At 74.5% G+C, this 25275-nt stretch carries 18 protein-coding genes; 16 read left to right on the plus strand and 2 right to left on the minus strand.

Annotated features, from left to right (window positions below; translation table 11 throughout):
* Window positions 1–3 precede the first annotated feature (3 nt).
* The 8 genes from carB to NJC10_RS01800 all read left to right on the plus strand — a co-directional run bounded on the left by carB (window position 4) and on the right by NJC10_RS01800 (window position 10770).
* On the plus strand, window positions 4–3306 hold the full coding sequence (carB, locus tag NJC10_RS01765) for a carbamoyl-phosphate synthase large subunit (RefSeq protein WP_319074236.1): 3303 nt from the start codon (window positions 4–6) through the stop codon (window positions 3304–3306).
* The gene (gene pyrF, locus NJC10_RS01770) at window positions 3303–4190 is read left to right on the plus strand and encodes an orotidine-5'-phosphate decarboxylase (RefSeq protein ID WP_319074237.1); all 888 of its coding nucleotides are present in this window, start codon (window positions 3303–3305) and stop codon (window positions 4188–4190) included. The genes carB and pyrF overlap by 4 nt, the downstream gene beginning before the upstream one ends.
* Before the next feature lie 136 nt (window positions 4191–4326).
* On the plus strand, window positions 4327–4641 hold the full coding sequence (gene mihF, locus NJC10_RS01775; protein WP_248115596.1) for an integration host factor, actinobacterial type: 315 nt from the start codon (window positions 4327–4329) through the stop codon (window positions 4639–4641).
* 96 nt (window positions 4642–4737) lie between these two features.
* Complete coding sequence (gene gmk, locus NJC10_RS01780; RefSeq protein ID WP_413466370.1) at window positions 4738–5355, plus strand: guanylate kinase; 618 nt, start codon at window positions 4738–4740, stop codon at window positions 5353–5355.
* Window positions 5356–5417: 62 nt separating this feature from the next.
* Entirely contained in the window at window positions 5418–5888 is a 471-nt protein-coding gene (gene rpoZ, locus NJC10_RS01785; RefSeq protein ID WP_319074239.1) for a DNA-directed RNA polymerase subunit omega, read from the plus strand.
* A 7-nt stretch (window positions 5889–5895) separates the two neighbouring features.
* Entirely contained in the window at window positions 5896–7188 is a 1293-nt protein-coding gene (locus tag NJC10_RS01790) for a bifunctional phosphopantothenoylcysteine decarboxylase/phosphopantothenate synthase (RefSeq protein ID WP_319074240.1), read from the plus strand.
* A 124-nt stretch (window positions 7189–7312) separates the two neighbouring features.
* Window positions 7313–8575 carry a methionine adenosyltransferase gene (metK, locus tag NJC10_RS01795; protein ID WP_248115593.1) on the plus strand — a complete coding sequence of 421 codons (1263 nt, stop codon included), beginning with the start codon at window positions 7313–7315 and terminating at the stop codon, window positions 8573–8575.
* A gap of 98 nt (window positions 8576–8673) precedes the next feature.
* A complete protein-coding gene (locus tag NJC10_RS01800) occupies window positions 8674–10770 on the plus strand; it encodes a primosomal protein N' (RefSeq protein WP_319074241.1) in 2097 nt (698 codons plus the stop codon).
* Window positions 10771–10815: 45 nt separating this feature from the next.
* On the opposite strand, the gene NJC10_RS01805 is transcribed toward NJC10_RS01800, so the two are convergent.
* Window positions 10816–11871 carry an alpha/beta hydrolase gene (locus NJC10_RS01805; RefSeq protein WP_319074242.1) on the minus strand — a complete coding sequence of 352 codons (1056 nt, stop codon included), beginning with the start codon at window positions 11869–11871 and terminating at the stop codon, window positions 10816–10818.
* A gap of 171 nt (window positions 11872–12042) precedes the next feature.
* Here NJC10_RS01805 and NJC10_RS01810 point away from each other — a divergent pair, with 171 nt between their 5' ends.
* From NJC10_RS01810 to holA, 8 genes are all read left to right on the plus strand, one after another.
* Window positions 12043–13449, plus strand: coding sequence for an alkaline phosphatase PhoX (locus NJC10_RS01810; RefSeq protein WP_319074244.1), 1407 nt, complete (start codon window positions 12043–12045; stop codon window positions 13447–13449).
* Window positions 13450–13515: 66 nt separating this feature from the next.
* Complete coding sequence (gene glpK / locus NJC10_RS01815; RefSeq protein ID WP_319074247.1) at window positions 13516–15030, plus strand: glycerol kinase GlpK; 1515 nt, start codon at window positions 13516–13518, stop codon at window positions 15028–15030.
* A 133-nt stretch (window positions 15031–15163) separates the two neighbouring features.
* Entirely contained in the window at window positions 15164–16453 is a 1290-nt protein-coding gene (locus tag NJC10_RS01820; RefSeq protein WP_319074248.1) for a hypothetical protein, read from the plus strand.
* Window positions 16454–16579: 126 nt separating this feature from the next.
* Window positions 16580–19084 (plus strand): leucine--tRNA ligase, encoded by a 2505-nt coding sequence (gene leuS, locus NJC10_RS01825; protein WP_319074249.1) that lies wholly within the window; start codon window positions 16580–16582, stop codon window positions 19082–19084.
* Between the two features lie 54 nt (window positions 19085–19138).
* A complete protein-coding gene (locus tag NJC10_RS01830; RefSeq protein ID WP_298711051.1) occupies window positions 19139–20101 on the plus strand; it encodes a DegV family protein in 963 nt (320 codons plus the stop codon).
* A gap of 138 nt (window positions 20102–20239) precedes the next feature.
* Complete coding sequence (locus NJC10_RS01835) at window positions 20240–21184, plus strand: ComEA family DNA-binding protein (protein ID WP_319074250.1); 945 nt, start codon at window positions 20240–20242, stop codon at window positions 21182–21184.
* A 4-nt stretch (window positions 21185–21188) separates the two neighbouring features.
* The gene (locus tag NJC10_RS01840) at window positions 21189–23786 is read left to right on the plus strand and encodes a ComEC/Rec2 family competence protein (protein ID WP_319074251.1); all 2598 of its coding nucleotides are present in this window, start codon (window positions 21189–21191) and stop codon (window positions 23784–23786) included.
* Window positions 23787–23796: 10 nt separating this feature from the next.
* A complete protein-coding gene (gene holA, locus NJC10_RS01845) occupies window positions 23797–24816 on the plus strand; it encodes a DNA polymerase III subunit delta (RefSeq protein WP_319074252.1) in 1020 nt (339 codons plus the stop codon).
* A gap of 84 nt (window positions 24817–24900) precedes the next feature.
* Here the strand turns inward: holA and rpsT are convergent, their stop codons facing one another.
* Window positions 24901–25167 carry a 30S ribosomal protein S20 gene (gene rpsT, locus NJC10_RS01850; RefSeq protein ID WP_248115583.1) on the minus strand — a complete coding sequence of 89 codons (267 nt, stop codon included), beginning with the start codon at window positions 25165–25167 and terminating at the stop codon, window positions 24901–24903.
* Between the last annotated feature and the right edge of the window lie 108 nt (window positions 25168–25275).

A 25275-nucleotide genomic window follows, 5' to 3' on the forward strand; every position in this document is an offset into this window, starting at 1 on the left:
TCCATGCCCAAGCGCACCGACCTGAAGTCCGTCCTGGTCATCGGCTCCGGCCCCATCGTGATCGGCCAGGCCGCGGAGTTCGACTACTCCGGCACGCAGGCCATCCGCGTGCTCAAGGAGGAGGGGATCCGCGTGGTCCTCGTCAACTCCAACCCGGCCACGATCATGACCGACCCCGAGCTGGCCGACGCCACCTACGTCGAGCCCATCACGCCCGAGGTGGTCGCCAAGATCATCGAGAAGGAGCGTCCGGACGCCGTCCTGCCCACCCTGGGCGGGCAGACCGCGCTGAACACCGCGATCGCCCTCGACAGGGACGGCGTGCTGGAGCGGTACGGCGTGGAGCTCATCGGCGCCAACATCGCCGCGATCGAGCTCGGCGAGAACCGCGAGAAGTTCAAGGGCGTCGTGGAGCGCTCCGGCGGCGAGTCCGCGCGCTCGCACATCGTGCACACGATGGAGGAGGCCCTCGCCGCCGTCGAGGACCTGAAGTACCCCGTGGTGGTGCGCCCGTCCTTCACGATGGGCGGGCTCGGCTCCGGCATGGCCTACGACGAGGCCGACCTGCACCGCATCTGCGGGCAGGGCCTGCAGTACAGCCCGACCTCCGAGGTGCTCCTCGAGGAGTCGATCCTCGGCTGGAAGGAGTACGAGCTCGAGATGATGCGCGACCGCAACGACAACGTCGTGGTGGTCTGCTCGATCGAGAACGTCGACCCCGTGGGCGTGCACACCGGCGACTCGATCACCGTGGCCCCGGCCATGACGCTCACGGACCGCGAGTACCAGAAGCTGCGCGACATCTCCATCAACGTCATCCGCGAGGTCGGCGTGGACACGGGCGGCTGCAACATCCAGTTCGCCGTGAACCCGGAGGACGGCCGCGTCGTCGTCATCGAGATGAACCCCCGCGTGTCCCGCTCCTCCGCGCTGGCCTCGAAGGCCACCGGCTTCGCGATCGCCAAGATCGCCACGAAGCTGGCCCTGGGCTACACGATGGACGAGATCCCCAACGACATCACCCGCAAGACGCCCGCCTCCTTCGAGCCGGTGCTCGACTACGTGGTGGTGAAGGTCCCGCGCTTCGCGTTCGAGAAGTTCCCCGCCGCGGACCCCACGCTCACCACCACCATGAAGTCCGTGGGCGAGGCCATGGCCATAGGCCGCAACTTCACGGAGGCGCTCCAGAAGGCGCTGCGCTCCCTCGAGCAGAAGGGCTCCGAGCTCGCCTTCGACCAGGACGCGGATCCGAAGGCCCTCCTCGAGCGGGCCCGCACCGCCACCACGCAGCGCCTCGCCCAGACCCAGCAGGCCCTGTACGCCGGCGCCACGCTCGAGGAGGCCTTCGAGGCCACCGCGATCGACCCGTGGTTCCTGGACCAGTTCATGCTGGTCAACGAGGTCGCCGACGAGGTCCGCACCGCGGAGCAGCTCACGGAGGACCTGCTGCGCCGCGCGAAGCGGCACGGCTTCTCGGACGAGCAGATCGGCCGCCTGCGCCACATGGACCCCGACGTGGTCCGCGGCGTCCGCCACGCCCTCGGCGTCCGGCCCGTGTTCAAGACCGTGGACACGTGCGCCGCCGAGTTCGAGGCGTTCACGCCCTACCGCTACTCGTCCTACGACCTCGAGACCGAGGTGACCCCGCACGAGGGGAAGTCCGTGGTCATCCTCGGCTCGGGCCCCAACCGCATCGGCCAGGGCATCGAGTTCGACTACTCGTGCGTGCACGCCACCATGGCGCTGCGTGAGGCCGGGTACGAGACCGTCATGGTCAACTGCAACCCCGAGACCGTCTCCACGGACTACGACATCTCGGACCGCCTGTACTTCGAGCCGCTCACCCTCGAGGACGTCCTCGAGGTCATCGCGGCGGAGGAGGCCTCCGGCGGCGTGCTGGGCGTCTTCGTCCAGCTCGGCGGCCAGACCCCGCTCAAGCTCGCCCAGCAGCTCGCCGACGCCGGCGTGCCGGTCCTCGGCACCTCCCCGGCGGCGATCGACCTCGCCGAGCACCGCGGGGAGTTCGCCCGCGTGCTCGACGCGGCCGGGCTGATCTCCCCGAAGAACGGCACCGCGGTGTCCTTCGAGGACGCCAAGCGCGTGGCGGACGAGATCGGCTACCCCGTGCTGGTCCGCCCGTCCTACGTGCTCGGCGGCCGCGGCATGGAGATCGTCTACACGGAGGAGGCGCTGGCGCACTACGTGACGCACGCGACCGAGATCACCCCGGACAAGCCGATGCTCGTGGACCGCTTCCTCGAGGACGCGATCGAGATCGACGTCGACGCGCTGTTCGACGGCACGGAGCTCTACCTCGGCGGCGTCATGGAACACATCGAGGAGGCCGGCATCCACTCCGGCGACTCGGCGTGCGTGCTCCCGCCCGTGACCCTCGGCCCGGACGTGGTGGAGCGCGTGCACCGCGCCACCCGGCTGATCGCCGAGGGCGTGGGCGTGCGCGGCCTCATCAACATCCAGTTCGCGCTGGCCTCGGACGTCCTCTACGTCATCGAGGCGAACCCCCGCGCGTCCCGCACGGTGCCGTTCGTGTCCAAGGCCACGGGCGTGCAGCTGGCCAAGGCCGCCGCGCTCATCGGCGTGGGCCGCTCGATCGCGGACCTCCAGGACGCGGGCGTCCTGCCCACGGCCTACGACGGCGGCTCGCTCCCCCTGGGCGCGTCCGTCGCGGTCAAGGAGGCCGTCCTGCCCTTCACCCGCTTCCGGACCAGGGAGGGGCGCGTCGTCGACTCGCTGCTCGGCCCGGAGATGCGCTCGACCGGCGAGGTCATGGGCATCGACAAGTACTTCGACACGGCCTTCGCCAAGTCCCAGGCCGCCGCGGGCGGCCCGCTGCCCACCCAGGGCCGCGTGTTCGTCTCGGTGGCCAACCGGGACAAGCGGGCCGTCGTCGGGCAGGCCAAGCGCCTCGTGGACCTGGGCTTCCAGGTCGTGTCCACGGGCGGCACCGCCGAGGTGCTGCGCCGCAACGGGATCCCCGCGGAGACCGTGGCGAAGATCGCCGAGGCCGGACGCGAGGACGGCGTGGGCACGGTGCTCGAGCAGCTGCACGCCGGGACCGTGGACCTGGTGCTCAACACGCCCTCGGGTGGCGACGCCCGCACGGACGGCTACGAGATCCGCGCGGCCGCGACCTCGCTGGGCGTGCCGGTGATCACGACCGTCGCCGAGTTCGCGGCGTGCCTGCAGGCGATCGAGGCGATGCGCACCTACGAGTGGAGCGTGACCTCCCTCCAGGAGCACGACGAGCGCCTCCAGCAGGCCGTGCGCGCCGGGGCGTCCGCGTGAGCGAGGAGTGCGCCGCACGGGCCTCGCGCACGCCGTTCGGGCGGCGCCTCGCCGACGCCATGGCGGCGGCCGGGCCGCTGTGCCTGGGCGTGGACCCGCATCCCGTCCTGCTGCGGGCGTGGGGGCTGCCGGACACGGCCGCGGGCCTGGAGTCCTTCTCCCTCACCGCCCTCGAGGCCGCCGCGGGCGGTGAGTGCCCGCGCGTCGCGGCCCTGAAGCCCCAGGTGGCCCTGTACGAGCGCCACGGATCGGCCGGCTTCGCGGCCCTCGAGCGGCTCCTCTCCGAGGCCCGGGCCGCGGGCGTGCTCACCATCGCGGACGCCAAGCGGGGGGACATCGGCTCCACGATGGCGGGCTACGCCGCCGCGTGGCTCGAGGACGCCTCCCCGCTGGCCGCCGACGCGGTGACCCTGAGCCCGTATCTGGGCTTCGGGACGCTGACCGCCGCCGCGGAGACCGCGCACGCCGCCGGACGCGGCGTGTTCGTGCTCGCGCTCACCTCGAACCCCGAGGGTCGCGACGTGCAGCACGTGGGCGTGGGGGAGGAGGGCGGCGCCGTCGCGCGACGGATCACGGAGGCTGCCGCCGAGCTCAACGCCCGGCTGGCCGCACCCGGCGAGTGGGGGCCCGTGGGGCTCGTCGTCGGGGCGACCGTCGCCGAGGAGGCCGCGCGACTGGGCATGCGGCTCGAGGACGTGGGCGGCCCGTTGCTGGCGCCCGGCTTCGGCGCCCAGGGCGCCACGGCCGCGGGCATGCGCGCGGGCTTCGGCCCGGCGTGGCCGCAGGTGCTGGCGACGTCCTCCCGCGGCATCCTCGCGGCGGGGCCGACCCTGGCGGGCCTGATCGCCTCCCTCGAGCAGAGTCGCGCTGACCTGGGTGGATGACATGACTCCTGCGCGCCAAGTGACCGACGGCACACGAAGTGGTATCTTCCCCTCTCAGATCGGTGATTCTCCGATCCGTTGAACATCGAACGGTTCGGTGACGCCGCGCATCGCGCGACAGAGAAGGGGGCGGCCCATGGCACTGCGGGAACTCAGCACGGCCGAGCGGGCCGAGGCGCGCTCGAAGGCACTCGAGGCGCGGCAGGCGCGTGCCGCGCTGAAGGCCTCGTTCGCGGAGGGCGAGGTCACCCTCCACGATGTCTTCGAGCGCGCGGACGCCGATCCGGCGATCGCCCGGCTGCGCACCGTGGACCTGCTCCAGGCGCTCCCCGGCGTGGGGGAGGTCCGCGCCCAGGCCGTCATGGAGGCGTGCGAGATCTCCGCGCCGCGGCGCCTCAGGGGACTGGGTCGGCGCCAGCGCGAGGCGCTGATCGCCTATATTGGCCGGTGACCCCCACCCCCGTCGCGGACCGGTGAGCGCCGTATCGCGGTGAGCCCGGCCGCCGTCCCAGGAGCGCGCGTGACCGAGCTGAACGACCAGGGCCCGGTGCCCGCCATCCCCGCCGCGCGGACCGCCGTCGTCGCCCCCGGCCCCGGCGTGACCGTGCTGGCCGGGCCCACCGCCGTGGGCAAGGGCACCGTCTCCGCCTACGTCCGGGACCACTTCCCGCAGGCCTGGCTCTCGGTCTCCGCCACCACCCGCCCGGCCCGGCCGGGCGAGCAGGACGGGGTGCACTACTTCTTCACCTCGCCCGAGGAGTTCGACGAGCTGGTGGAGCGGGACCAGATGCTCGAGTGGGCCGTGGTGCACGGGCTCAACCGCTACGGCACGCGGCGGGACCGCGTCGAGGAGGCCGTGGCGGCCGGACGCCACGTGCTCCTCGAGATCGACCTCCAGGGTGCCCGCCAGGTGCGGCGGTCGATGCCGGACGCCACCTTCGTGTTCCTCGCCCCGCCGAGCTGGGACGAGCTGGTGTCCCGGCTCGTCGGGCGCGGCACCGAGGGACCCGAGGAACAGCGGCGCCGTCTGGATACGGCTAGACTGGAGCTCGCCGCGGAACCCGAGTTCGACGCCGTCGTCGTGAACGACACCGTCGAGCGGGCCGCCGATGAACTGGTGAGACTCATGGGGCTGGACCCCGAGCGCCGTTCGCCCCAGGCCTAGGACCTGGCCGCCGCCCGGCGGGAACCGGGCCAGTGAAGACAGCGACAGACTCTGGAGAACTCGTGACCGAACAGTACGACGGCATCGTCAACCCGCCCATCGACTCCCTCCTGGAGCGGGTGGACTCGAAGTACGCCCTGGTGCTCTTCGCCGCCAAGCGCGCTCGCCAGATCAACGCCTACTACTCGCAGCTCCACGAGGGCCTCTTCGAGTACGTGGGCCCCCTCGTGGACACCTCCCTGAACGAGAAGTCCCTCTCCATCTCGCTGCGCGAGATCGAGTCGGACCTGCTGGTCTCCCGCGAGGAGCAGGAGCCCACCCCCGCGGCCGACCTCGCCGCCGAGGACTTCGGCGACTTCTCCCTCCCGGGCGACGACGACCCCTTCTCGCTCCTCGAGCACTCGGACGCCGGCCAGCCCGTGGGCGACCCCGCCGAGATCGCCGAGGCGGGCGAGGCCGTGCGCGCCGAGGAGGGCGAGCAGGCGGAGCCCGAGGCCGCCGCGCCGGCCGACGAGGACGCGCAGGAGTCCTGATCCCGCCATGGAGATCGTGCTGGGGGTCGGCGGCGGCATCGCCGCGTACAAGTCCGCCCTCCTGCTGCGTCTCATGACGGAGGCGGGCCACGGCGTCACCGTGGTCCCCACGCCCAGCGCGCTGAAGTTCGTGGGCGCCCCCACGTGGGAGGCCCTCTCGGGGCGACCCGTGCGGACGGACACGTTCGAGGCCGTGGACGAGGTGAACCACGTCCGGGTGGGCCGTTCGGCCGACCTGGTGGTGGTGGCCCCGGCCACGGCCGACCTGCTCGCGCGCACCGCTGCCGGGCTCGCGCCGGACCTGCTGGGGAATGTGCTGCTCACGGCCACCTGCCCCGTGGTGCTGGCACCGGCCATGCACACGGAGATGTGGCACCACCCCGCCACGCGGGCCAACACGGCCCTGCTGCGCGAGCGCGGCGTGACCGTGGTGGCGCCGGCGTCCGGCCGGCTCACCGGCCGGGACTCCGGCCCCGGCCGCCTGCCCGAGCCCGAGGACATCTGGGCCGCCGCCCAGGCCGCGGCCGCCGCCGCCCCCGCCGGGGACCGTGAGGCGGCCGTGACCGCCCCGTCGGCGTCCACGTCCGCCGCGTCGGCCGACTCGGCCCCGCACGGCCCCCTGGCCGGGCGCACCGTCGTGATCACGGCCGGCGGCACCCGCGAGCCGCTCGATCCCGTGCGCTATCTCGGGAACCGCTCCTCCGGCAAGCAGGGCGTGGCCCTCGCCGAGGCCGCCCTGGCCGCGGGGGGGCGCGTGCGCTTCATCGGCGCCGCCATGTCCGTCGAGCCGCCTGCGGGCGCCGACGTCACCCGGGTGGAGTCCACGCAGGAGCTGCTCGACGCCGTCCTGTCCCAGGCCGCGGACGCCGACGTGCTCATCATGGCCGCCGCCGTCGCGGACTTCCGTCCGGCGCAGGTGGCCGATGCCAAGATCAAGAAGACGGACGACGGCGGCGCTCCGACCATCGTCCTGGAGCGCACCCCGGACGTGCTCGCCACGGCCGTGCGCACGCGCGCCGCGGGGGAGTCCATGGCCCCCGTGATCGTGGGCTTCGCGGCGGAGACCGGGGACGCCACGTCGTCCGTGCTCGACTACGGCCGCGCGAAGCTGGCCCGCAAGGGCTGCGAGATGCTCGTGGTCAACGAGGTCGGGACGGACAAGGTGTTCGGCCAGGACCTCACGGAGGTCACGGTGCTCTTCGCGGACGGGCGCGCACCGCTGCACCGCGCGGGGACCAAGGTGGAGGCGGCCGGAGTCGTCATCGAGGCCGTGGCAGCCGAGGTGGCCGCGGGCCCCTGACCCGCTCCCTCGACGTCGGCTGTGACACGACGTCGGCCGTGACGCGGCGGCGGCCGCGGCCCGCGCGCCGCGCGGCTGTGGACGACGCCGTGCCCCGCCCGCCCGCTGTTCTAGAGTGGGACGCATGACCGATGCCGCCCAGCAGAGCCCCTCCCGACCCACCGAGCCGTACCGCGGGGTGAGCGGCGGTGAGCTCCGCCTCTTCACCTCCGAGTCCGTCACGGCCGGGCACCCGGACAAGATCTGCGACCAGATCTCGGACGCCATCCTGGACGCCATCCTCGCCGCGGACCCGTCCGCGAAGGTGGCCGTGGAGACGCTCACCACCACGGGGCTCGTCCAGGTGGCCGGCGAGGTCAACACGTCCGCGTACGTGGAGATCCCGAAGCTCGTGCGCGAGACCATCCTGGACATCGGCTACGACTCCTCGGCCAACGGCTTCGACGGCGCCCAGTGCGGCGTCAGCATCTCCATCGGCCAGCAGTCCTCGGACATCTTCGCCGGGGTCTCCCGCTCGCTCGAGGCGCGCGAGTACGGCTCCGCGGACGTCGACGACGAGCAGGGCGCGGGAGACCAGGGCATCATGTTCGGCTACGCCACGGACGAGACCCCCACGCTCATGCCGATGCCCATCCACCTGGCGCACCGCCTCTCCGAGCGGCTGACGAAGGTGCGCCAGCAGGAGCACTCGCCCATGCCGTACCTGCTGCCCGACGGGAAGACGCAGGTCACCGTGGGGTACGACGCGCAGCACGTGCCCCGCACGGTGGAGACCGTGGTGGTCTCCACCCAGCACCACGACGTCGTCTCCCAGGAGCAGCTGCGCCGCGACGTCGAGGAGCACGTGATCCGACCGATCATCGACCTCTCCGGCCTCGACGCCTCGGACACGCGCGTCATCGTGAACCCCGGCGGCAAGTTCGTCATCGGCGGGCCCGTGGGCGACGCCGGCCTGACCGGCCGCAAGATCATCGTCGACACCTACGGCGGCATGGCCCGCCACGGCGGCGGGGCCTTCTCGGGCAAGGACCCGTCGAAGGTGGACCGCTCCGCGGCCTACGCGCTGCGCTGGGTGGCCAAGAACGTGGTGGCCGCAGGGCTCGCGAAGCGCGCCGAGTTCCAGGTGGCCTATGCCATCGGCTCCGCCCGTCCCGTGGGGCTCTACGTGGAGACCTTCGGCACGGGCGCCGTCTCCGACGAGACGATCATCGACGCCGTGAACGCGGTCTTCGACCTGCGACCCTCGGCCATCGTGAAGCATCTCAACCTGCTGCGCCCCATCTACCGCCGCACGGCGGCGCACGGCCACTTCGGCCGCGAAGAGGCGGACTTCACGTGGGAGCGCACGGACCGGGTGGAAGAGCTGCGCCGCGCCGCCGGCGTCTGAGCGGGGTGTGAGCCATCACGGACGCGCTGTTCGCCCTTCCCGCCTCTGAGGCGAGGCCCCGCCTGCCCGAGAGCGCGGAGGGCTGGCCGGAGGACCCGGTGGCCCGCGTCCTGCTGGACACGCCCGTCCCGCACCTGGACCGAGAGTTCGACTACCTCGTCCCGGCCGAGCTCGACGCGCGGGCCGTGCCCGGCTCCCGGGTCGGCGTGCGCTTCGGCGGCCGGGAGATGACCGGCTGGCTCGTCTCCCGGGTGGCCGAGCCGGTCACGGGGGCCCAGCTGACGGCGCTCACCTCCGTGCTCACGGCGGTCCCGCCGTTGACGGAGGAGGTCCTCGCGGTGGCGCGGGCCGTGGCCGCCCGGCAGGCGGGCATCGTCACGGACGTGCTGCGCGCGGCGGTGCCCCCTCGGGTCGTGCAGGTCGAGAAGGAGATCCTCGCGGCACGCACGGCGGAGCCGACGGCGGACCACCCGGTCGCCCGGGTCGAGACCCCTGACGACGACGCCCCGGGCGGTGACGGCGCCCCGGCGGCGGCCGAGCCCACCGTCTGGGAGTCGCTCCAGGGCGGCGCCGCCTTCGTCGCCGCCGCGTGCGCGGGGGACGGGGTCCGGGCCGCCGCCGCCGTCCCGAGCCGCGTGGGGGAGTGGGACGAGGCCGAGGCCCTCGCCGCGCTGGCCCGCACCGTGGCGGCCTCCGGCGGGAGCGTCCTGCTGCTGGTGCCCGACCACCGCGACCTCGACCGGCTGTGTGCCGCCCTCGACCGCGCCGTGGGCGGGGAGGCCTACGCCCGCATCGGCTCCGAGGACGGGAACACCCCGCGGTACCGTGCGCACCTGCACTCCCTCGAGGGCACCGTGCGGATCGTCGCGGGCACACGCGCCGCCGCCTGGGCGCCGCTGAAGGATCTCCGACTGGTGGTGATGTGGGACGACGGCGACGACGCCTACGCCGAGCCGCGCAGCCCCTACTTCCACGTGCGCGAGGTCGTGCTCGAGCGGGCCCGGGCCTCGGGCTGCGCGCTCCTCTTCGCCGGCCCCTCCCGCTCTGTGCCGGTCCAGCGCCTCGTGGAGGCCGGCTGGCTGCTGCACCTCGGTCCCGGCCGCGAGCTCCAGCGGGCGATCGGCCCGCGCGTGGTCGCCACGGCGGACGCGTGGGAGAGCGCGCGCGACCCGTTCGCCCGGCGCGCCCGCCTGCCGCACGCCGCGTGGGCCGCCGCGCGCGAGGCCCTGACCGGTGCCCGTCCCGGGCCGGTGCTCGTCCAGGTGGCCCGCGCCGGGTTCATCCCCGCGCTCGTCTGCGAGCGGTGCCGCACCCCCGCCCGGTGCCGGGAGTGCTCCGGCCCGCTCGCGTTCCGCGACCGGCACGCCGCCGAACGCGGTGAGCTCGCGTGCCGCTGGTGCGGCACCCGCGAGCGGGCATTCCGCTGCACCGAGTGCGGCGGCACGCACGTCCGCGCCGGCGCCCGCGGTGTGGACCGGACCGCCGACGAGCTCGGCCGCTCCTTCCCCGGAGTCCCCGTCCACGCCTCCTCCGGCCAGCACCGCCTCGGCTCCGTGACGGACGCGCCGGCCGTCGTCGTGGCCACCGTGGGTGCCGAGCCCACCGCTCCCGGCGGCTACGCGGCGGCGCTGCTCCTCGACGGCGACGCCCAGCTCCAGCGCGAGGGGCTCGACGTGCCCTCTCGGGTGCTCGCCCGCTGGCTGGCGGCGGCGTGCCTGGTCCGCCCGGCGTCCGAAGGGGGCACCGTGGTGGTGACCGCCGAGCACGACGGGGTCGTCGGCGCCCTCGTGCGGCGCGATCCCGCGGGCTTCGCGAGCCACCAGGTCGCGGAGCGTCGGGAGCTGCGCCTGCCGCCCGCCGGGCGGCTCGCCGAGGTGACGGGGGACGCCGCCGCCGTGAAGGAGTACCTGGGCCTGGTCGAGGCCGCGCGACGCGAGAGGCGGCGGGTGGGGCCCGACGCCGAGCCCTCCCTCGACCTCGAGCCGGGCGCCCGTCCCGGCGACGCGGCCCCGCTGCCGTGGATCGGCCCCGTGCCGGACCCCGTGGACGAGACCCAGCACCGCGCGCTGCTCCTCTTCCCCTACGCCGCCGCGGACGAGACGGTCGCGGTGCTGCGCACGGCCCGCTCCGCGGCGAGCGCGCGCCGCGAGCAGAAGGCCGTGCGCGTGCGGCTGGACCCGCCGGGGGTGCTCTAGACGGGCGGCCCCGCACGGCCTCCGTCCAGGACCCGCCACGGCCGGTCACCTCGGGTGCGCGGCCTCCCGGATGAGCCTCGCGCACGCGAGCGGACGCTCGTAGTGCAGCAGGTGGCCCACGCCGGGCAGCACCTGCAGGTCGGCCGTCCCTCCCGCCGCGGCGATCGCGGCGGCGAGGCGCTCCTGTGCGGCCACGGATCCCAGCGGATCCTCGGCACCCGCCACGAGGACCACGGGCAGCGCGAGCCCCGCGGCGGCGTCGAGGGCGGTGGACGTCGTGGAGGCCCGGTAGGCCTCGGAGAGCATGCGCCGTGAGGCGAAGCGGGAGAAGTACCGGCGGTGCTGGTCATGGGTGTAGGCCAGGACACGCCTGTCCGTGGTTCGGCTCATGACGACGGTGGTGGCCCACACCACGGGCGCCGCGCCCAGCAGGGCGCGCCCGGCGCGCTCGGGCAGACGCGCCGCGACCTCGTAGTAGCCCTGCGCGACGGCGGCCGCCGCCGTCGCCGTCCACGACCCCGACGCGTCCAGGGCGGGCTCGGCGATCGGGTTGAGCAGCACGAGCCGGTGCCACGCGGAGGGGTCCCGGGCCACGAGGTGGGACGCGACGATCGACCCGTACGAGTGGGCGACGAGCACGGGAGGCTCCGTGAGCGCCAGCGCGTGGACGACGGCGGCCACCGCATCCGCGTGGTGCGCCACCGAGTGCTCGGCCGCGGGGAAGGCCTCGGACGCGCCGAAGCCGGGCAGATCGATCGAGGAGATCGCGAACTCGGGCAGCGCGTCGGCGATGAGCGCGAGCCCGTGGTGGTCACCGCGGAACCCGTGCACGAAGACCAGGCGGGGGGCGGCATCGGGATCGACGCCCCTGGACCCGTCCGCCGGGCCCACCGGTGCGTACTCCCACACCGCCACGTCGACGCCGGACCCGGCCACGGGGTCGGGGACGGTCACCTCGCGCCGTCGGGGGATCCGCGCGGGGCATCCGGTCAGCGAGCCAGGCCCGTCGTCCGGGCGCGGGATCCGGACCCGGTCCCAGAGTCTCACCCGGTGCCCGGGCGGCACGGGGGCGCCGCTGCCGGCGTCGTCGTTCTGCTTCACGCCCCCAGCCTAGTGAGCACGCTCCGCAGGGGGGGGCGCGCCCGCACGTGTTCACCGGTGCGTGTGGCGGGGTTCAGCACCTGGACGCGGGATCGCCACCTCCCTGACCTTCACTGATCCCGTCGCCCTCCGAGCACGGGGTGACATCCCTCCCTGTGGAAAGGTCCACCCATGAGCATCTCCCGCCGCTCCTTCTTCGCCGGATCCGCCGCCGCCGGCCTCACCGTGGCCGGTGCGCAGACCGCCGCCGCCAAGCCTCGCCACATCAGCTCCGCCGTCGCCGCCGGCGCCCAGCTGCCCGCCCTCTCCGAGGACGGCATGGTCGCGATGCCCCCCGGCTTCAAGGCCCACCGCATCGGCACCATCGGCGTCGAGCCCCTGCTGTCCGACCGCGGCGGCCGCGTCGTCGGGGTCACCCCCTCCAACCTGGACGGCATGGGCGCCTTCGACCGCGCCGGCGTGACCCGCCTCGTGCGCAACCACGAGTGCCGCGCGAACGCCAAGGTCCCGGTGCCGCTGGTCCCCGGCACCGTCTACGACGCGGGCTGCCCCACCGGCATGGGCGGCAACACCGTCGTCGAGGTCTCCCGCTCGGGCGAGCTCGTCCAGCAGTGGGTCGGCCTCTCCGGCACCATCCGCAACTGCGCCGGCGGCACCACCCCGTGGGGCTCCTGGCTGGCCTGTGAGGAGACCACCGAGCGCGCCGGGCAGACCGTCACCAGCTCCGTGGACGGCCAGGCCTACACCCTGCAGAAGGACCACGGCTACGTCTTCGAGGTGTTCCCCGAGCCGGTGGCCCAGCAGATCCCGCTGCCCATCAAGGCCTGGGGCCGCGCCGTGTGGGAGGGTGCCGAGATCGGCGCCGACCTCTCGAGCGCCTACCTCACCGAGGACACCAAGGGCGGCCTGTTCTACCGCTGGACCGCCCCCGAGGGCGTCACCCTGCGTCCGGGCATCGCCACCCAGCTGGGCGAGGGCGACGGCGTCCTCCAGGCCGCCCAGCTGGTGCGCGACGGCGTCGCCCTCGAGCACTACGGCCAGCTGACCGAGGCCGACCTTGACGTGGCCCACCCGGTCCGCTGGGTCGACGGAGGCGCCGACCGCCAGGCGCAGACCACCGACCTGCGCCAGCAGTTCCCGGGCGCGACCACGCACCGCAAGATCGAGGGCGTCTGGAGCGACAACGCCGGCGAGGGCCTGTGGTTCACCCTCTCCACCGTCAAGGACGGCGAGCACCCCGAGGCCGTCGCCAACCAGGGCATGATCATGTACTACTCCTTCGCGGAGCAGACCATGACCCTCAAGGAGTACTGGGCCAAGGGCAGCTACTTCGACGCCCCGGACAACATCACCATCTCCCCGTGGGGCGGCGTCGTGATCGCCGAGGACGGCTCCGATCCGAACCACCTGGTGGCCTTCTCCCCGCGCCTGGGCTCCTCGGCCCTGGCCAAGGACCTCGCCGAGCGCGGCGAGTGGGCCGGCCCCTGCTTCGGCGGCGGTCGCGCCCTGTTCGCCAACATCCAGAGCGACTGCACCTACATGATCACCGGCCCCATGGCCAAGCAGCTCCACCGCTGACCGGCCCGCGCGACGGCGCCCCCCGCCTCCTCGAGGCGGGGGGCGCCGCCCGTTAGGGTCACTCCCATGAGCCGCACCGCCGTCGTCGCGATCGACCAGGGGACCACCTCGACCCGGGTGGCGGTGGTGGGCGCCGACGGGCACGTGGTGGCGAGTGCGCAGCGCGAGCACGTCCAGCACTTCCCGCACGCGGGGTGGGTCGAGCACGATCCGACGGAGCTGTGGGAGGCCGTCCGGGAGCTCACCGCACTCGCCCTGGCCCGCGCGCACCGGGGCCCGCATGACATCGCCGCAGTGGGCATCACGAATCAGCGCGAGACCACCGTGGCGTGGGACGCGGCCACCGGCCGGCCCGTGCACCGGGCCATCGTGTGGCAGGACACGCGCACCGCCGACGCCGTCGCCCACCTGCGCGCCGACGGCCATGAGGACGCGGCCCGCGCCCGCACCGGCCTCCCCCTGGCCTCCTACTTCTCCGCGTCCAAGATCCGCTGGATCCTGGACGAGGTCCCGGAGGCCCGCGCGCTGTCGGCCGCGGGGCGGCTGCGGGTCGGAACCGTGGACTCGTGGCTCGTGTGGAACCTCACGGGCGGCGTCCACGGCGGGGTCCACGTCACCGACGTGACGAACGCCTCGCGCACCCTCCTGATGGACCTCGAGACGGGGCGATGGAGCGCCCCCATGCTCGAGCTCTTCGGGCTCGACCCCGAGGAGTGGGAGGCGATGGCGCCGCGCATCGTGCCCTCGGTGGGCGTGCTCGGCGAGGTCGCCGGCCACGAGACGCTGGCGGGCGTCCCCGTGGCCGGGGTGCTGGGGGACCAGCAGGCCGCGTGCTTCGGCCAGGCGCTCTTCCGCCCCGGGGACACGAAGAACACCTACGGGACCGGCTGCTTCCTGCTCCAGCACACGGGGACGCAGCGGCCGACGTCGGCGCACGGCCTCGTCTCCACGGTCGCCTACCAGCGGGCGGGGGAGCCGATGCGCTACGCCCTCGAGGGTTCCGTGGCCGTGGCCGGGGCGCTCGTGCAGTGGCTTCGCGACGGCCTCGGGATCATCTCCACGTCCGAGGAGGTCGAGGCGGCCGCGGCCACGGTGCCGGACAACGGCGGCGTGGTGATCGTCCCCGCCTTCGCGGGCCTCTTCGCGCCGCACTGGCGGGCCGACGCCCGCGGGCTCATCGCCGGCCTGACCGGATTCGCCCATCGCGGCCACCTCGCCCGGGCCGCGGTGGAGGCGACGGCCTACCAGAGCCGGGACCTGCTCGAGGCCCTGACGGCGGACACGGGGACGCGCATCCGGGAGCTGCGCGTGGACGGCGGGATGACCGTCAACGCGGGCCTCCTCCAGTTCCAGGCGGACATCCTGGACCTGCCGGTCGTGCGCCCCGCGGTGGCCGAGACCACCGTCATGGGGGCGGCGTGGGCGGCCGGACTCGCCGTCGGCGTCTGGCCGGACGAGGCCGCCCTGTGCTCCCTGTGGCGAGAAGACCGCCGGTGGGAGCCGGCCATGGCGGCGAGCGAGCGCGAGCGCCTGCTGGAGCGGTGGCACCGGGCGGTGGAGGCCTCGCTCGGCTGGGCGTGAGACCGCGCACAGGGCGGCGCCCAGCGCCCGTGCTTCCTGTGCGGACCCCCGGGCCCGCCACTACCCTTGCGGAGGCCGTACCGGGGGATCGACCTCGGTGTGCCGCGCCCTGCCCCCGAGGATGAGGAACCCCATGCAGAACTCCGCCGTGTTCAGATCGGCCAAGATCGCACTCGCCTTCGTCGGCCTCGTCGTCGGGGCGGGCTTCGCCACCGGCGCCGAGGTGATCCAGTACTTCGTCGGGTTCGGCGAGATCGGCATCTGGGGGGCGATCCTCGCCGGCGTCCTCGTGGCCGTGGGCGGCGCGGTGATCCTTCAGCTCGGCAGCGCCTTCCTGGCCAACGAGCACAAGGCCGTGTTCCGCAGCGTGACCCACCCGGTGATCGCCCGCATCCTGGACGTCAGCGTCTCCATCACGCTCTTCGCGATCGGCTTCGTGATGCTGGCCGGTGCCGGCGCGACCATGCACCAGCAGCTCGGGTGGCCGACCTGGGCGGGCGCCGCCATCATGACGGCGCTCGTGATCGTCACCGGCCTGCTGGACGTGGAGAAGGTCTCCTCCATCATCTCCGGGCTCACGCCGTTCGTCGTGGTCGCCGTCGTGGGGGCGTTCCTCGCCACGGTGCTCGCCCTGGACGGCTCCTTCACCGCCAACGAGGCGATGGCGGCCCAGACCGCCACCCCCATCAACCCGTGGTGGCTCTCGGCCCTGAACTACACCGGGCTCGTCCTCGTGATGGCCGTGTCCATGTGCCTCGTCATCGGCGGCTCCATCACCAACCCGCGCGAGGCGTTCTTCGGCGGGCTCGCCGGCGGACTGCTCTACACGGTCCTCATGGTCATGGCGGGCGTGCTGCTCTACCTGAACTTCGACCGGATCGGGCACGCCTCCGTGCCCATGCTCGAGCTCTTCGGCGCGTTCCACCCCGTGCTGGGGTGGGCCATGCTGGCGGTCATCTACGCCATGATCTACAACTCGGCCATCGGCATGTTCTACGCCCTGGGCCGGCGCATCTCGGCGGACCGCCCCGACCGCTACCGCCCCGCGTTCATCGCCGTCACCCTGGTGGGCTTCGCGGTGAGCTTCCTCGGCTTCGGCACCCTGATGAACGTGGTCTACCCGTTCCTGGGCTACCTCGGCCTGCTCCTGACCGTGGTCCTGGTGGCCTGGTGGCTGACCCACCGCGGGGAGCTCTCCGCCGAGCGGACCCTGCGCCTGCGCCTCTCCTCCCTCATCCGCCTGCAGCGGCACCCGGAGAAGCGCTTCACGACCGCGCACGCGGACGCCCTCGAGGAGGCGGCCGCCCACTCCGTCGCCGAGCCCGCGGCCGTGACGGGCGCGATCGAGCGCCAGGTCGCCCGGGACCTCGACGCGGAGCTCGAGGACGACCCGGGCCAGGCCGAGGGATCCCACCGCGCCTGAGCCGACGCCGTAGGATGGACCCGCCCCGCACACGCGCGGGCGGGTCCGCCGTCATGCCGTCGCGCGAACGTCCCGCCCCCGCCGCCACCGCACCCCCACCCCGACCGCGTTAGGACACGAGCCGCCGTGAGCCAGACCTCCGAGACCCCCGCCCCCGACACTCCCGAGGTCCCCGCGGACGCGGAGTACTCGTTCCGCGAGGTGGAGGCGCGCTGGGCTGGGTACTGGGAGCAGGCGGGCACGTTCACCCCGCGGGAGGACGGCGCCGAGCGGCGCACCGTGGTGGACATGTTCCCCTACCCCTCGGGCGATCTGCACATGGGCCACGCGGAGGCGTTCGCGATGGGCGACGTCGTGGCCCGCTACTGGCTGCAGCGCGGCTACGACGTGCTGCACCCCATCGGCTGGGACTCGTTCGGCCTCCCGGCCGAGAACGCGGCCATCAAGCGCGACGCGCACCCGGCCGCGTGGACCTATGCCAACATCGAGACCCAGAAGCGTTCGTTCCAGCGCTACGGGATCGCCGTGGACTGGACCCGCGAGCTGCACACCTCCGACCCCGAGTACTACCGCTGGACGCAGTGGCTCTTCCAGCAGCTCCACAAGGAGGGCCTCGCCTACCGCAAGGACTCGCCCGTCAACTGGTGCCCGAAGGACCAGACCGTGCTCGCCAACGAGCAGGTCGTTGACGGCACGTGCGAGCGCTGCGGCACCGAGGTCACCAAGCGCACGCTGAACCAGTGGTACTTCCGCATCACGCGGTTCGCGGACGCGCTCCTGGACGACATGGACCAGCTCACCGGTCACTGGCCCGAGCGGGTCCTCGCGATGCAGCGCAACTGGATCGGCCGCTCCGAGGGCGCGCACGTGGACTTCCAGGTGGAGGACGGCCCCTCCGTCACCGTGTTCACCACCCGCCCGGACACCCTGTTCGGGGCCACCTTCATGGTGGTGGCCGCAGACGCCCCGCTGGCCCTCGAGCTCGTCTCCGACGACGCCCGGGCCGACCTCGAGGCCTACCGCGAGGACCTCAAGAAGGTCTCCGACATCGACCGCCAGGCCACGGACCGCCCCAAGACCGGCGTGTTCCTCGGCCGCCACGCGGTGAACCCGCTGACGGGGGAGCGCCTGCCCGTGTGGGCCTCGGACTACGTGCTCGCCGACTACGGCACCGGAGCGATCATGGCCGTGCCCGCCCACGACCAGCGCGACCTCGACTTCGCCCGCGCCATGGGCCTGCCGGTGCGCGCCGTCGTGGACACGGGCGAGGAGGACCCGGCCGTGTCCGGGGTGGCCACCACCGGCGAGGGCGTCCTGGTCAACTCCGGCGAGCTCGACGGCCTGGACAAGACGGCGGCCATCGCCCGCGCGATCGAGGTCGTCGAGGCCAAGGGCACCGGGCGCGGCACCACCACCTACCGCCTGCGCGACTGGCTGCTCTCCCGCCAGCGCTTCTGGGGCACCCCGATCCCCGTGATCCACTGCGCCGACTGCGGCGAGGTCCTCGTCCCCGAGGACCAGCTGCCCGTCACCCTGCCGACCGACCTCAAGGGTGAGCAGCTCGCGCCCAAGGGCCAGTCCCCGCTCGCCTCCGCCGAAGACTGGGTCAACGTGGACTGCCCGCGATGCGGCGGCCCGGCGAAGCGCGACACGGACACCATGGACACCTTCGTGGACTCGTCCTGGTACTTCCTGCGCTACGCCTCCCCGTGGGACGAGACGCAGGTGTTCGACCCCCAGGCGGTGCGCGACTGGCTGCCCGTGGACCAGTACGTGGGCGGCGTCGAGCACGCGATCCTGCACCTGCTCTACGCGCGCTTCTTCACGAAGGCGCTGCACGGCATGGGCCTCGTGCCGTTCACGGAGCCCTTCCGCGCCCTGCTCAACCAGGGCCAGGTGCTCAACGGCGGCAAGGCGATGTCCAAGTCCCTCGGCAACGGCGTGGACCTGGGACAGCAGCTCGACGAGTTCGGCGTGGACGCCGTCCGCCTCACCATGGTCTTCGCGTCTCCGCCGGAGGACGACGTGGACTGGGCCGACGTCGCCCCCGGCGCCGCGGGCAAGTTCCTCGCCCGTGCCTGGCGCCTGGCCCGGGACGTCCGCGAGGCGGGCCCGGCGACGGGCGCCGCCGAGGGCGGCTCCGCGGCCCTGCGCCGCGTGACCCACCGGACGGTGCACGAGGCCGCCCAGCTGCTGGACGACGGCAAGTTCAACGTGGTGATCGCCAGGACCATGGAGCTCGTGAACGCCACCCGCAAGGTGATCGACAACGGGGCCGGCGCCGCGGATCCCGCGGTGCGCGAGGCCGCCGAGGCCGTCGCCAAGCTGCTCTCGCTCGTCGCGCCCTACGCGGCCGAGGACATGTGGGTGCTGCTGGGCCACGAGCCCTCGGTGGTGCGCTCCGGCTGGCCCGAGGTCGACGAGTCCCTCCTCGTGGAGGACGCGGTCACCGCCGTCGTGCAGGTCAAGGGCAAGGTGCGCGACAGCTTCGAGGTGCCCGCGGACATCACCGCCGAGGAGCTCGAGGCCCGCGCCCGGACGTCCGAGAAGGTCATGGCGTTCATCGGGGACGCCCAGATCGTCAAGGCGATCGTCCGCGAGCCCAAGCTCGTGAACCTCGTCATCCGCTGATCGGCGAGCCGGACTGAGCCGGGCCGCCCCGTCGGCCCGGAGGAGGAGGGGAGCATGGCGACGCTGGACCAGTGGCGCGACGACGTCCTGGAGCGCCTGCGCGCCCGCCGACCCCACCTGGTGGGCCGGGCCCGCTACGGGCTGAAGCCGCCCCGGCGGGACCGGACCGCGATCGTGACCGACTCCGCCGCGGCCCTGCCGCCGGCCCTGCTCGCCCACCCCCTGGCGGCGGGCATCCGCCAGGTCACCCTCCCCGTGATGGTGGGGGAGCAGATCCACACGGAGGGGACGGAGGACCTGCGGTTCGAGCTGCCCGTCGCCCTCGCCTCCGGCACCCCCGTGAAGACCTCCCGGCCGTCTCCGGGGGCGTTCCGGGCCGTCTACGCCGACCTCGCGCAGGCCGGGTATGCGCGGGTGCTCTCCCTGCACCTCTCGAGCCGGCTCTCCGGCACCGTGGAGGCGGCACGGCTCGCCGCGGCGGACGCCCCGCGCCCCGTCACGGTCCTCGACTCGGGCACGGCCGGCTTCGCGCTCGGCCTCACGGTGCTGGACGCGGCGATCGACGCCGGCGTGGGGCTGCCGGTGGAGCAGATCACCGCGCGGGCGGAGGCCACCGCACAGGCGGGCGCCGTGCTGTTCTCCGTGCCGAGCCTCGAACAGCTGCGCCGCGGCGGCCGGATCGGCGCCGTGGCCTCCCTGCTGGGCACCCTGCTCCACGTGCGCCCCGTGCTGGCCCTCGACGACGGCGCGGTCACCCTGGTGGACCGCCCGCGCTCGGCGGCCCGCGCGATGGACCGGATCGTCGAGCTCGCCCTGGAGCGTGCCGCCGGGAAGCCGAGCCGGATCGTGGTGCACGGCTTCGGCGACCCGGCGGGGAGCGAGGAGCTGGTGGCGCGCCTGCAGCCGCACTCGGCCACGCCCGTTCCCGTCGTCGAGCTGCCGGCGGTCCTCGCCGCGCACCTGGGACTCGGCGCGCTGGGCGTGGTGGTGACCCCGCTCGAGGTGGAGGTCGACTGAGGCCGAGTCGAGCCGGGGCGGACCGGGCGTGTGTGGACCGGGCAGTCCGCTCCTGCACAGGCGTCGGGTCGCTCCTCGCCATCCCCGAGGCCGCGGCGGGCGCCTCTCCTGACCTGCCGGGCCGGCCACAGTGGCTCCATGCACACGCGAGCCCCGGACGTCCCCTCCGAGCAGCCCGGCCCCGTCCACGGTCAGGACCCCCGCGGTTGCGGCCCCGGTGAGGACTGGGAGGCCGTCCCGCCGCGCCCCCCGATCGTCCGGTGGCGCGCCGCAGGCACGGCCGCGCTCGTGCTGCTGGTGGCGGCCATCGCGTGGTGGGCCGTGACCTGGCTGACCGCCCCGGCTCCGCCCGCCCCGGCCTCCGCGGCGGCATCGGTCGCGTCCGTGTCGGGTGTCCCGGCGCCGCCCTCGGGCGATGCCGCCGGCGCGGCCCCGGGCGCGAGCGTCCCGGATCCTGGCCCCGGGGCGACCGTGAGGCCGGCCGGAGAGGCCCCCGGCGCGTCCTCGGGGACACCGTCCGGCGGTTCTTCCGGGGACTCCGGGGGCGCGGGCGAAGGCTCCGCACCGGCGGAGGTGCGCGTGCACGTGGTGGGCGAGGTCCGTCGGCCCGGCGTCGTGACCCTGGCGGCCGGGTCCCGGGTCACGGACGCGATCCGGGCCGCCGGCGGGGCCGCGTCCCAGGCGCGCACCGAGCGGATCAACCTCGCTGCGACGCTCTCGGACGGCCAGCAGGTCCTAGTCCCGTCCGCTCGCACGCCGGACGCAGAGCTGGCCGCGGCGGCCGGGGGTGGGGCGCCGCCAGCGAGGTCGGCGGCTCCCAGCGGGCGAGCGGGGGCCGCGGTGGCGGGGCCCGGCAGCTCGGGGGCGCAGTCTCCCGACGGTGCGGGCGCGGTGCCGGTGGACCTGAACACGGCCGACGCGGCCGCCCTCGAGACGCTCCCGGGCGTGGGTCCGGCGACGGCGGAGAAGATCATCGCGCACCGGGACACGGTGGGCCCGTTCGGCGGGCTGCAGGACCTGGACGCGGTGCCCGGGATCGGCCCGGCCGCCCTCGCGCGGCTGCGTGACCACGTGAGCTGGTGACCCCGTGAGGGCCGGCGCCGTCCCCGGACCGCTGGACGGCCGATGGGTTCCGGCGCTGCTGCTGTGCCTGGCCCTCGGGAACGTGCTCCCGAGCCGGCCCGCGCACGAGGCCGTCCTCGCGTCCGGGGCGTGTGGGCTCCTCGCCCTGTGCGGGGCCGCCGCGCTGGTCGTGGGCGGCCGATCCGCCGGAGCACGACGCACCGACCGCCCTCGGCGAGGCGTGGCCACCGCCGTCGTGCTGGCCGGCGTGGCGGGAGCGCTGATGGCCCAGCACGTGGCCCTCCACCAGTCCGCGCGTGAGCGCGTCGGCTGGGATGACGCAGTAACTGCGGAAGAGGCCGTGCGGGTCGAGGTGGTGCTGGACGCCCCACCCCAGGCCACCGGGTCGCCCTTCGGACCGCGGTGGGGCGCCCCGGCCACGGCCACGCGGTTCGGCCACCCCTCTCGAGCGTTCGAGCGGCCCGAGGCGGTCCGCCTCACGGGGGAGGGGGAGCCGCCCCTCGGGCTCGGCACGGCGGACGGCGGTGTCGCGGCGGGCGGGAAGGCCTGTGTCGTGGCCGCTCCCCGGCGCGAGGGGGACACGGTGTTCCTCACCGCACGCGCGGCACCGATCCCGGGGCCCTGTCCGGCACAGGGAGGAGCAGCACTCCCGCCGGACGTGGCGGGACCCTCCGGGCGTGAGGTGCTGCGCTCGGCGTTCCGGGCCGCGGCCTCTCCCCTGATCGGCACGGCGCCCCAGCTGATCCCCGGGCTCGTGCTGGGGGACCGCACGGCCCAGAGCCCCGAGCTCGGGGACGCCATGAAGGATGCCGGGCTGAGCCACCTCAGCGCCGTCTCCGGGGCGAACTGCGCGCTGCTCCTGGGCACGGTCGCCGTGGTCCTGCGCTCGCTGCGCGTGCACCGGCACGCGGTGGTGGCCGCGGCGCTGGCCACGCTCGGGGTGTTCGTGGTCGTCGTCGGACCGGAGCCCTCCGTGCTCCGGGCGGCTGTGATGGGCGCGCTGGGGGCGCTGGCCCTCTTCCTCGGCCGCGGCCGGCAGGCGTTCTCCCTGCTCGCGGTGGGCGGCACCGGGCTGCTCGTGGTCGCGCCGACTCTCGCGACGGAGGTCGCGTTCCACCTCTCCCTGGCCGCGACGGCGGGGATCGTGCTCGTCGCCGCCCCCGCGGACCGGTGGCTGCATCCGCGGATGGCGCGCGTGCTGCCCGACTCCGCCGCGCGCTGGCTCTCCGCGTCCCTGTCCGTCACCGTGGCTGCCCACCTCGCGTGTCAGCCGATCCTCCTGGCCATGACCGGCACGGTGAGTGCCTACGCCGTGCTCACCAACATCGTGGCCGCCCCCGCGGTCGCACCGGTGACCGTCCTCGGCACGCTCGCCGCCGCGCTGGTCCTGCCCGCCCCGCCGATCGCGGCCGCCCTCGTCTGGATCGCGCAGTGGCCGGCCGCGGCCATCGGCTGGACCGCGACCACGGCCGCCACGCTGCCGGGCGCCCTGCGGCCATGGCCGGGCGGCGGCCTCGGGTTCGCCCTCGGCGCCCTCCTCACGGTCGCCACGCTCGCGGGCTTCCGTGCGGTCCTGGTGCTGGAACGGGAGTCGCCTCCCCGCGTGCGGCGCGTGGGTCGCTCGGCGCCGGACCGCGTCCGGCGGGTGTCCGCCGCCGCGGTCCTGACGGCCGCGCTGATCGCCGCGGCCACGGGCGGCGTGGGCGCGGTGCTGACCCCCCGACCGGCCGGCGACGTCCCCGCGGGCTGGGTCGCGGCGTTCTGCGACGTGGGGCAGGGGGACATGACGGTCCTCCGCACGGGCGTGGACTCTGCCCTCGCCGTCGACGTCGGACCGGATCCCGACGCCGCCCGACGATGCCTCGCGGACCTGCGCGTGGAGAGGGTGGACGCGGTGCTGCTCACCCACCTCCACGCGGATCATGCCGGAGGGCTGGCCGGGCTCACGGGGCAGCTCGCCCCTGGCGCGGTCCACTACGCCACCCGCTCGGCCGGCACCTCGCCGCTCGGCGACCCCGCCGCGGGCACACCCCTCGAACGAGGGAGGAGCCGCGCCAGCACGGGGGAGGACCCCGCGATGCCGCCGCCCTCCGGAGCGACGCCGCTCCACACGGGCCAGGAGGGGGAGAGCGGATCGGTGCGGTGGAGCGTCCTCCTCGCCGATCGCGCCGCGCCCGAGGAGAACGACGCCTCCGCACAGCTCCTGCTCACTGTGCGCGGCGCCGTGGGCCCGCTGACCGTGCTCGTCACGGGGGACATGGAGCAGGCGGCGAGCGCCGCCTGGGCGGCCGGACTGCGCTCGGACGCACCCCCGCCGCCCTCTGCGGACGTGCTGAAGGTGGCCCACCACGGTGCGCGCAACGGCGGCACGGACGTCCCCGCGGCGGTCCGCGCCCGGCTCCAGGTCGTCTCGGTGGGCGCAGAGAACACGTACGGACACCCCCACCCCGCCACCGTGGCCGCCCTCGAGCGGCTCGGCCCGGTGGCCCGCACCGACCGGCACGGCACCCTCGCGCTCACCCTGGAGTCGGGCTCGGACGGGGATCCCGGGATCGCCGTGCACACCGTCCGCCCTCCCGCCGTCCCCGTCTCCACACCCTAGGATGGTGCCCATGTCCGCCGCCCGCAGCCCCCGCTCCGGCCGCGCCCCGCGCACGGATCCGCTGGCCTGGCGCCGCACGGAGCCCGGCCCGCTCATGCTGCTCAAGGGCCCCGAGGACTACGTGGCCCGCTGGGTCACGGACCGGGTGACGGCCGCGCTGCGTGCCCGGCACGAGAGCCTCGAGGTGCACGACCTGCGCGCCGGGGAGTACCAGGCGGGGCAGCTGGCCATGGCCGCCAGCCCCTCGCTCTTCGCCGAGCCGACCCTCATCCGCGTGGACGGGCTCGAGTCCATGAACGACGCCTTCCTCGCCGACGCCCTGCGCCTCGTCGAGCAGGGCCCCGGCGCGAACGAGGTCACCCTCGTGCTGCGCCACACGGGCGGCAGCCGGGGCAAGCGGCTGCTCGACGCCGTCGCGAAGGCCGGCACCGTGGTGGACTGCGCGCCCCTCAAGCGGGACGAGGACCGCCTGGCGCTCGTCCAGGCGGAGTTCCGCGAGGCACGCCGCCGCGTGGACGAGGACGCCGCCCGCGCCCTCGTGCGCGCCACCGGCGCCTCCCTCACGGAGCTCGCCGCCGCGTGCCGTCAGCTGATCGACGACACCACCGGCACGGTCACCGCCGAGATGGTGGACACCTACCACGGCGGCCGCGTCGAGGCCACGAGCTTCGCCGTCGCGGACGCCGCTCTCGAGGGCCAGGCCGCCCGCGCCGTGTCCCTCGTCCGCCACGCGCTGGCCACCGGCGTGCACCCCGTGATGATCACCTCGGCGCTCACGCTGAAGGCCCGCCAGGTCGCGCGCATCATCGACGCCGGCCGGGAGCAGGGCGAGCTCGCCTCCCTCCTGGGGGTGGCTCCGTTCCAGGTGCGCTACGTGCAGCAGGCCGCCCGCCACTGGACCCCCGCCGGGATCGCGCAGGCCGTCGAGTGGATCGCCCAGGCCGACGCCGAGGTCAAGGGCGCCTCCCGCAACCCCGACTTCGCGGTCGAGCGGGCGGTCATCCGGATCGCCACGGCCGTGCGTCGCTGACCACGCCGCGGACCCTCCCCGGACGCACCACGGCCCCCGTCCGAGGGTCTCGGAGCGGGGGCCGTGGCGGTGTGGCGCTGCGGATCAGGCGAAGAGGGCCTTCACGCGGTTCGCGATGCCCGACTTGCGGTTCGCGGCCTGGTTCTTGTGGATGACGCCCTTGGAGGCTGCCTTGTCCAGCTTGCGGTTCGCGGTGCGCAGCGCGGCGGCGGCGGCCTCGGCCTCGCCGGCGGCCACGGCCTTGTCCACGGCGCGGATGGCGGTGCGCAGCTCGGACTTCACAGCGATGTTGCGCTGGCGCGCCTTCTCGTTGGTGAGGATGCGCTTCTTCTGAGACTTGATGTTGGCCAACTCTGGTCCTTACGTCGTCGGCGCGGGACGGGTGGTCCGCACGCCGCGTGAACAGGGGGGTCGTGGAGGGTTCCCGGATCCGTGGACTTCAGTGGCGTGGGGACACCG

Source organism: Micrococcus sp. M4NT, assembly GCF_033790745.1.
Taxonomy (GTDB): Bacteria; Actinomycetota; Actinomycetes; order Actinomycetales; family Micrococcaceae; genus Micrococcus.

Excerpts from the sequence above, each read along its gene's own strand:
- carB (WP_319074236.1), top strand. The coding sequence starts at position 4 with ATGCCCAAGCGCACCGACCTGAAGTCCGTCCTGGTCATCGGCTCCGGC.
- mihF (WP_248115596.1), top strand. The coding sequence starts at position 4,327 with ATGGCACTGCGGGAACTCAGCACGGCCGAGCGGGCCGAGGCGCGCTCG.
- NJC10_RS01790 (WP_319074240.1), top strand. The coding sequence starts at position 5,896 with ATGGAGATCGTGCTGGGGGTCGGCGGCGGCATCGCCGCGTACAAGTCC.
- metK (WP_248115593.1), top strand. The coding sequence starts at position 7,313 with ATGACCGATGCCGCCCAGCAGAGCCCCTCCCGACCCACCGAGCCGTAC.
- NJC10_RS01810 (WP_319074244.1), top strand. The coding sequence starts at position 12,043 with ATGAGCATCTCCCGCCGCTCCTTCTTCGCCGGATCCGCCGCCGCCGGC.
- glpK (WP_319074247.1), top strand. The coding sequence starts at position 13,516 with ATGAGCCGCACCGCCGTCGTCGCGATCGACCAGGGGACCACCTCGACC.
- NJC10_RS01820 (WP_319074248.1), top strand. The coding sequence starts at position 15,164 with ATGCAGAACTCCGCCGTGTTCAGATCGGCCAAGATCGCACTCGCCTTC.
- NJC10_RS01830 (WP_298711051.1), top strand. The coding sequence starts at position 19,139 with ATGGCGACGCTGGACCAGTGGCGCGACGACGTCCTGGAGCGCCTGCGC.
- NJC10_RS01835 (WP_319074250.1), top strand. The coding sequence starts at position 20,240 with ATGCACACGCGAGCCCCGGACGTCCCCTCCGAGCAGCCCGGCCCCGTC.
- holA (WP_319074252.1), top strand. The coding sequence starts at position 23,797 with ATGTCCGCCGCCCGCAGCCCCCGCTCCGGCCGCGCCCCGCGCACGGAT.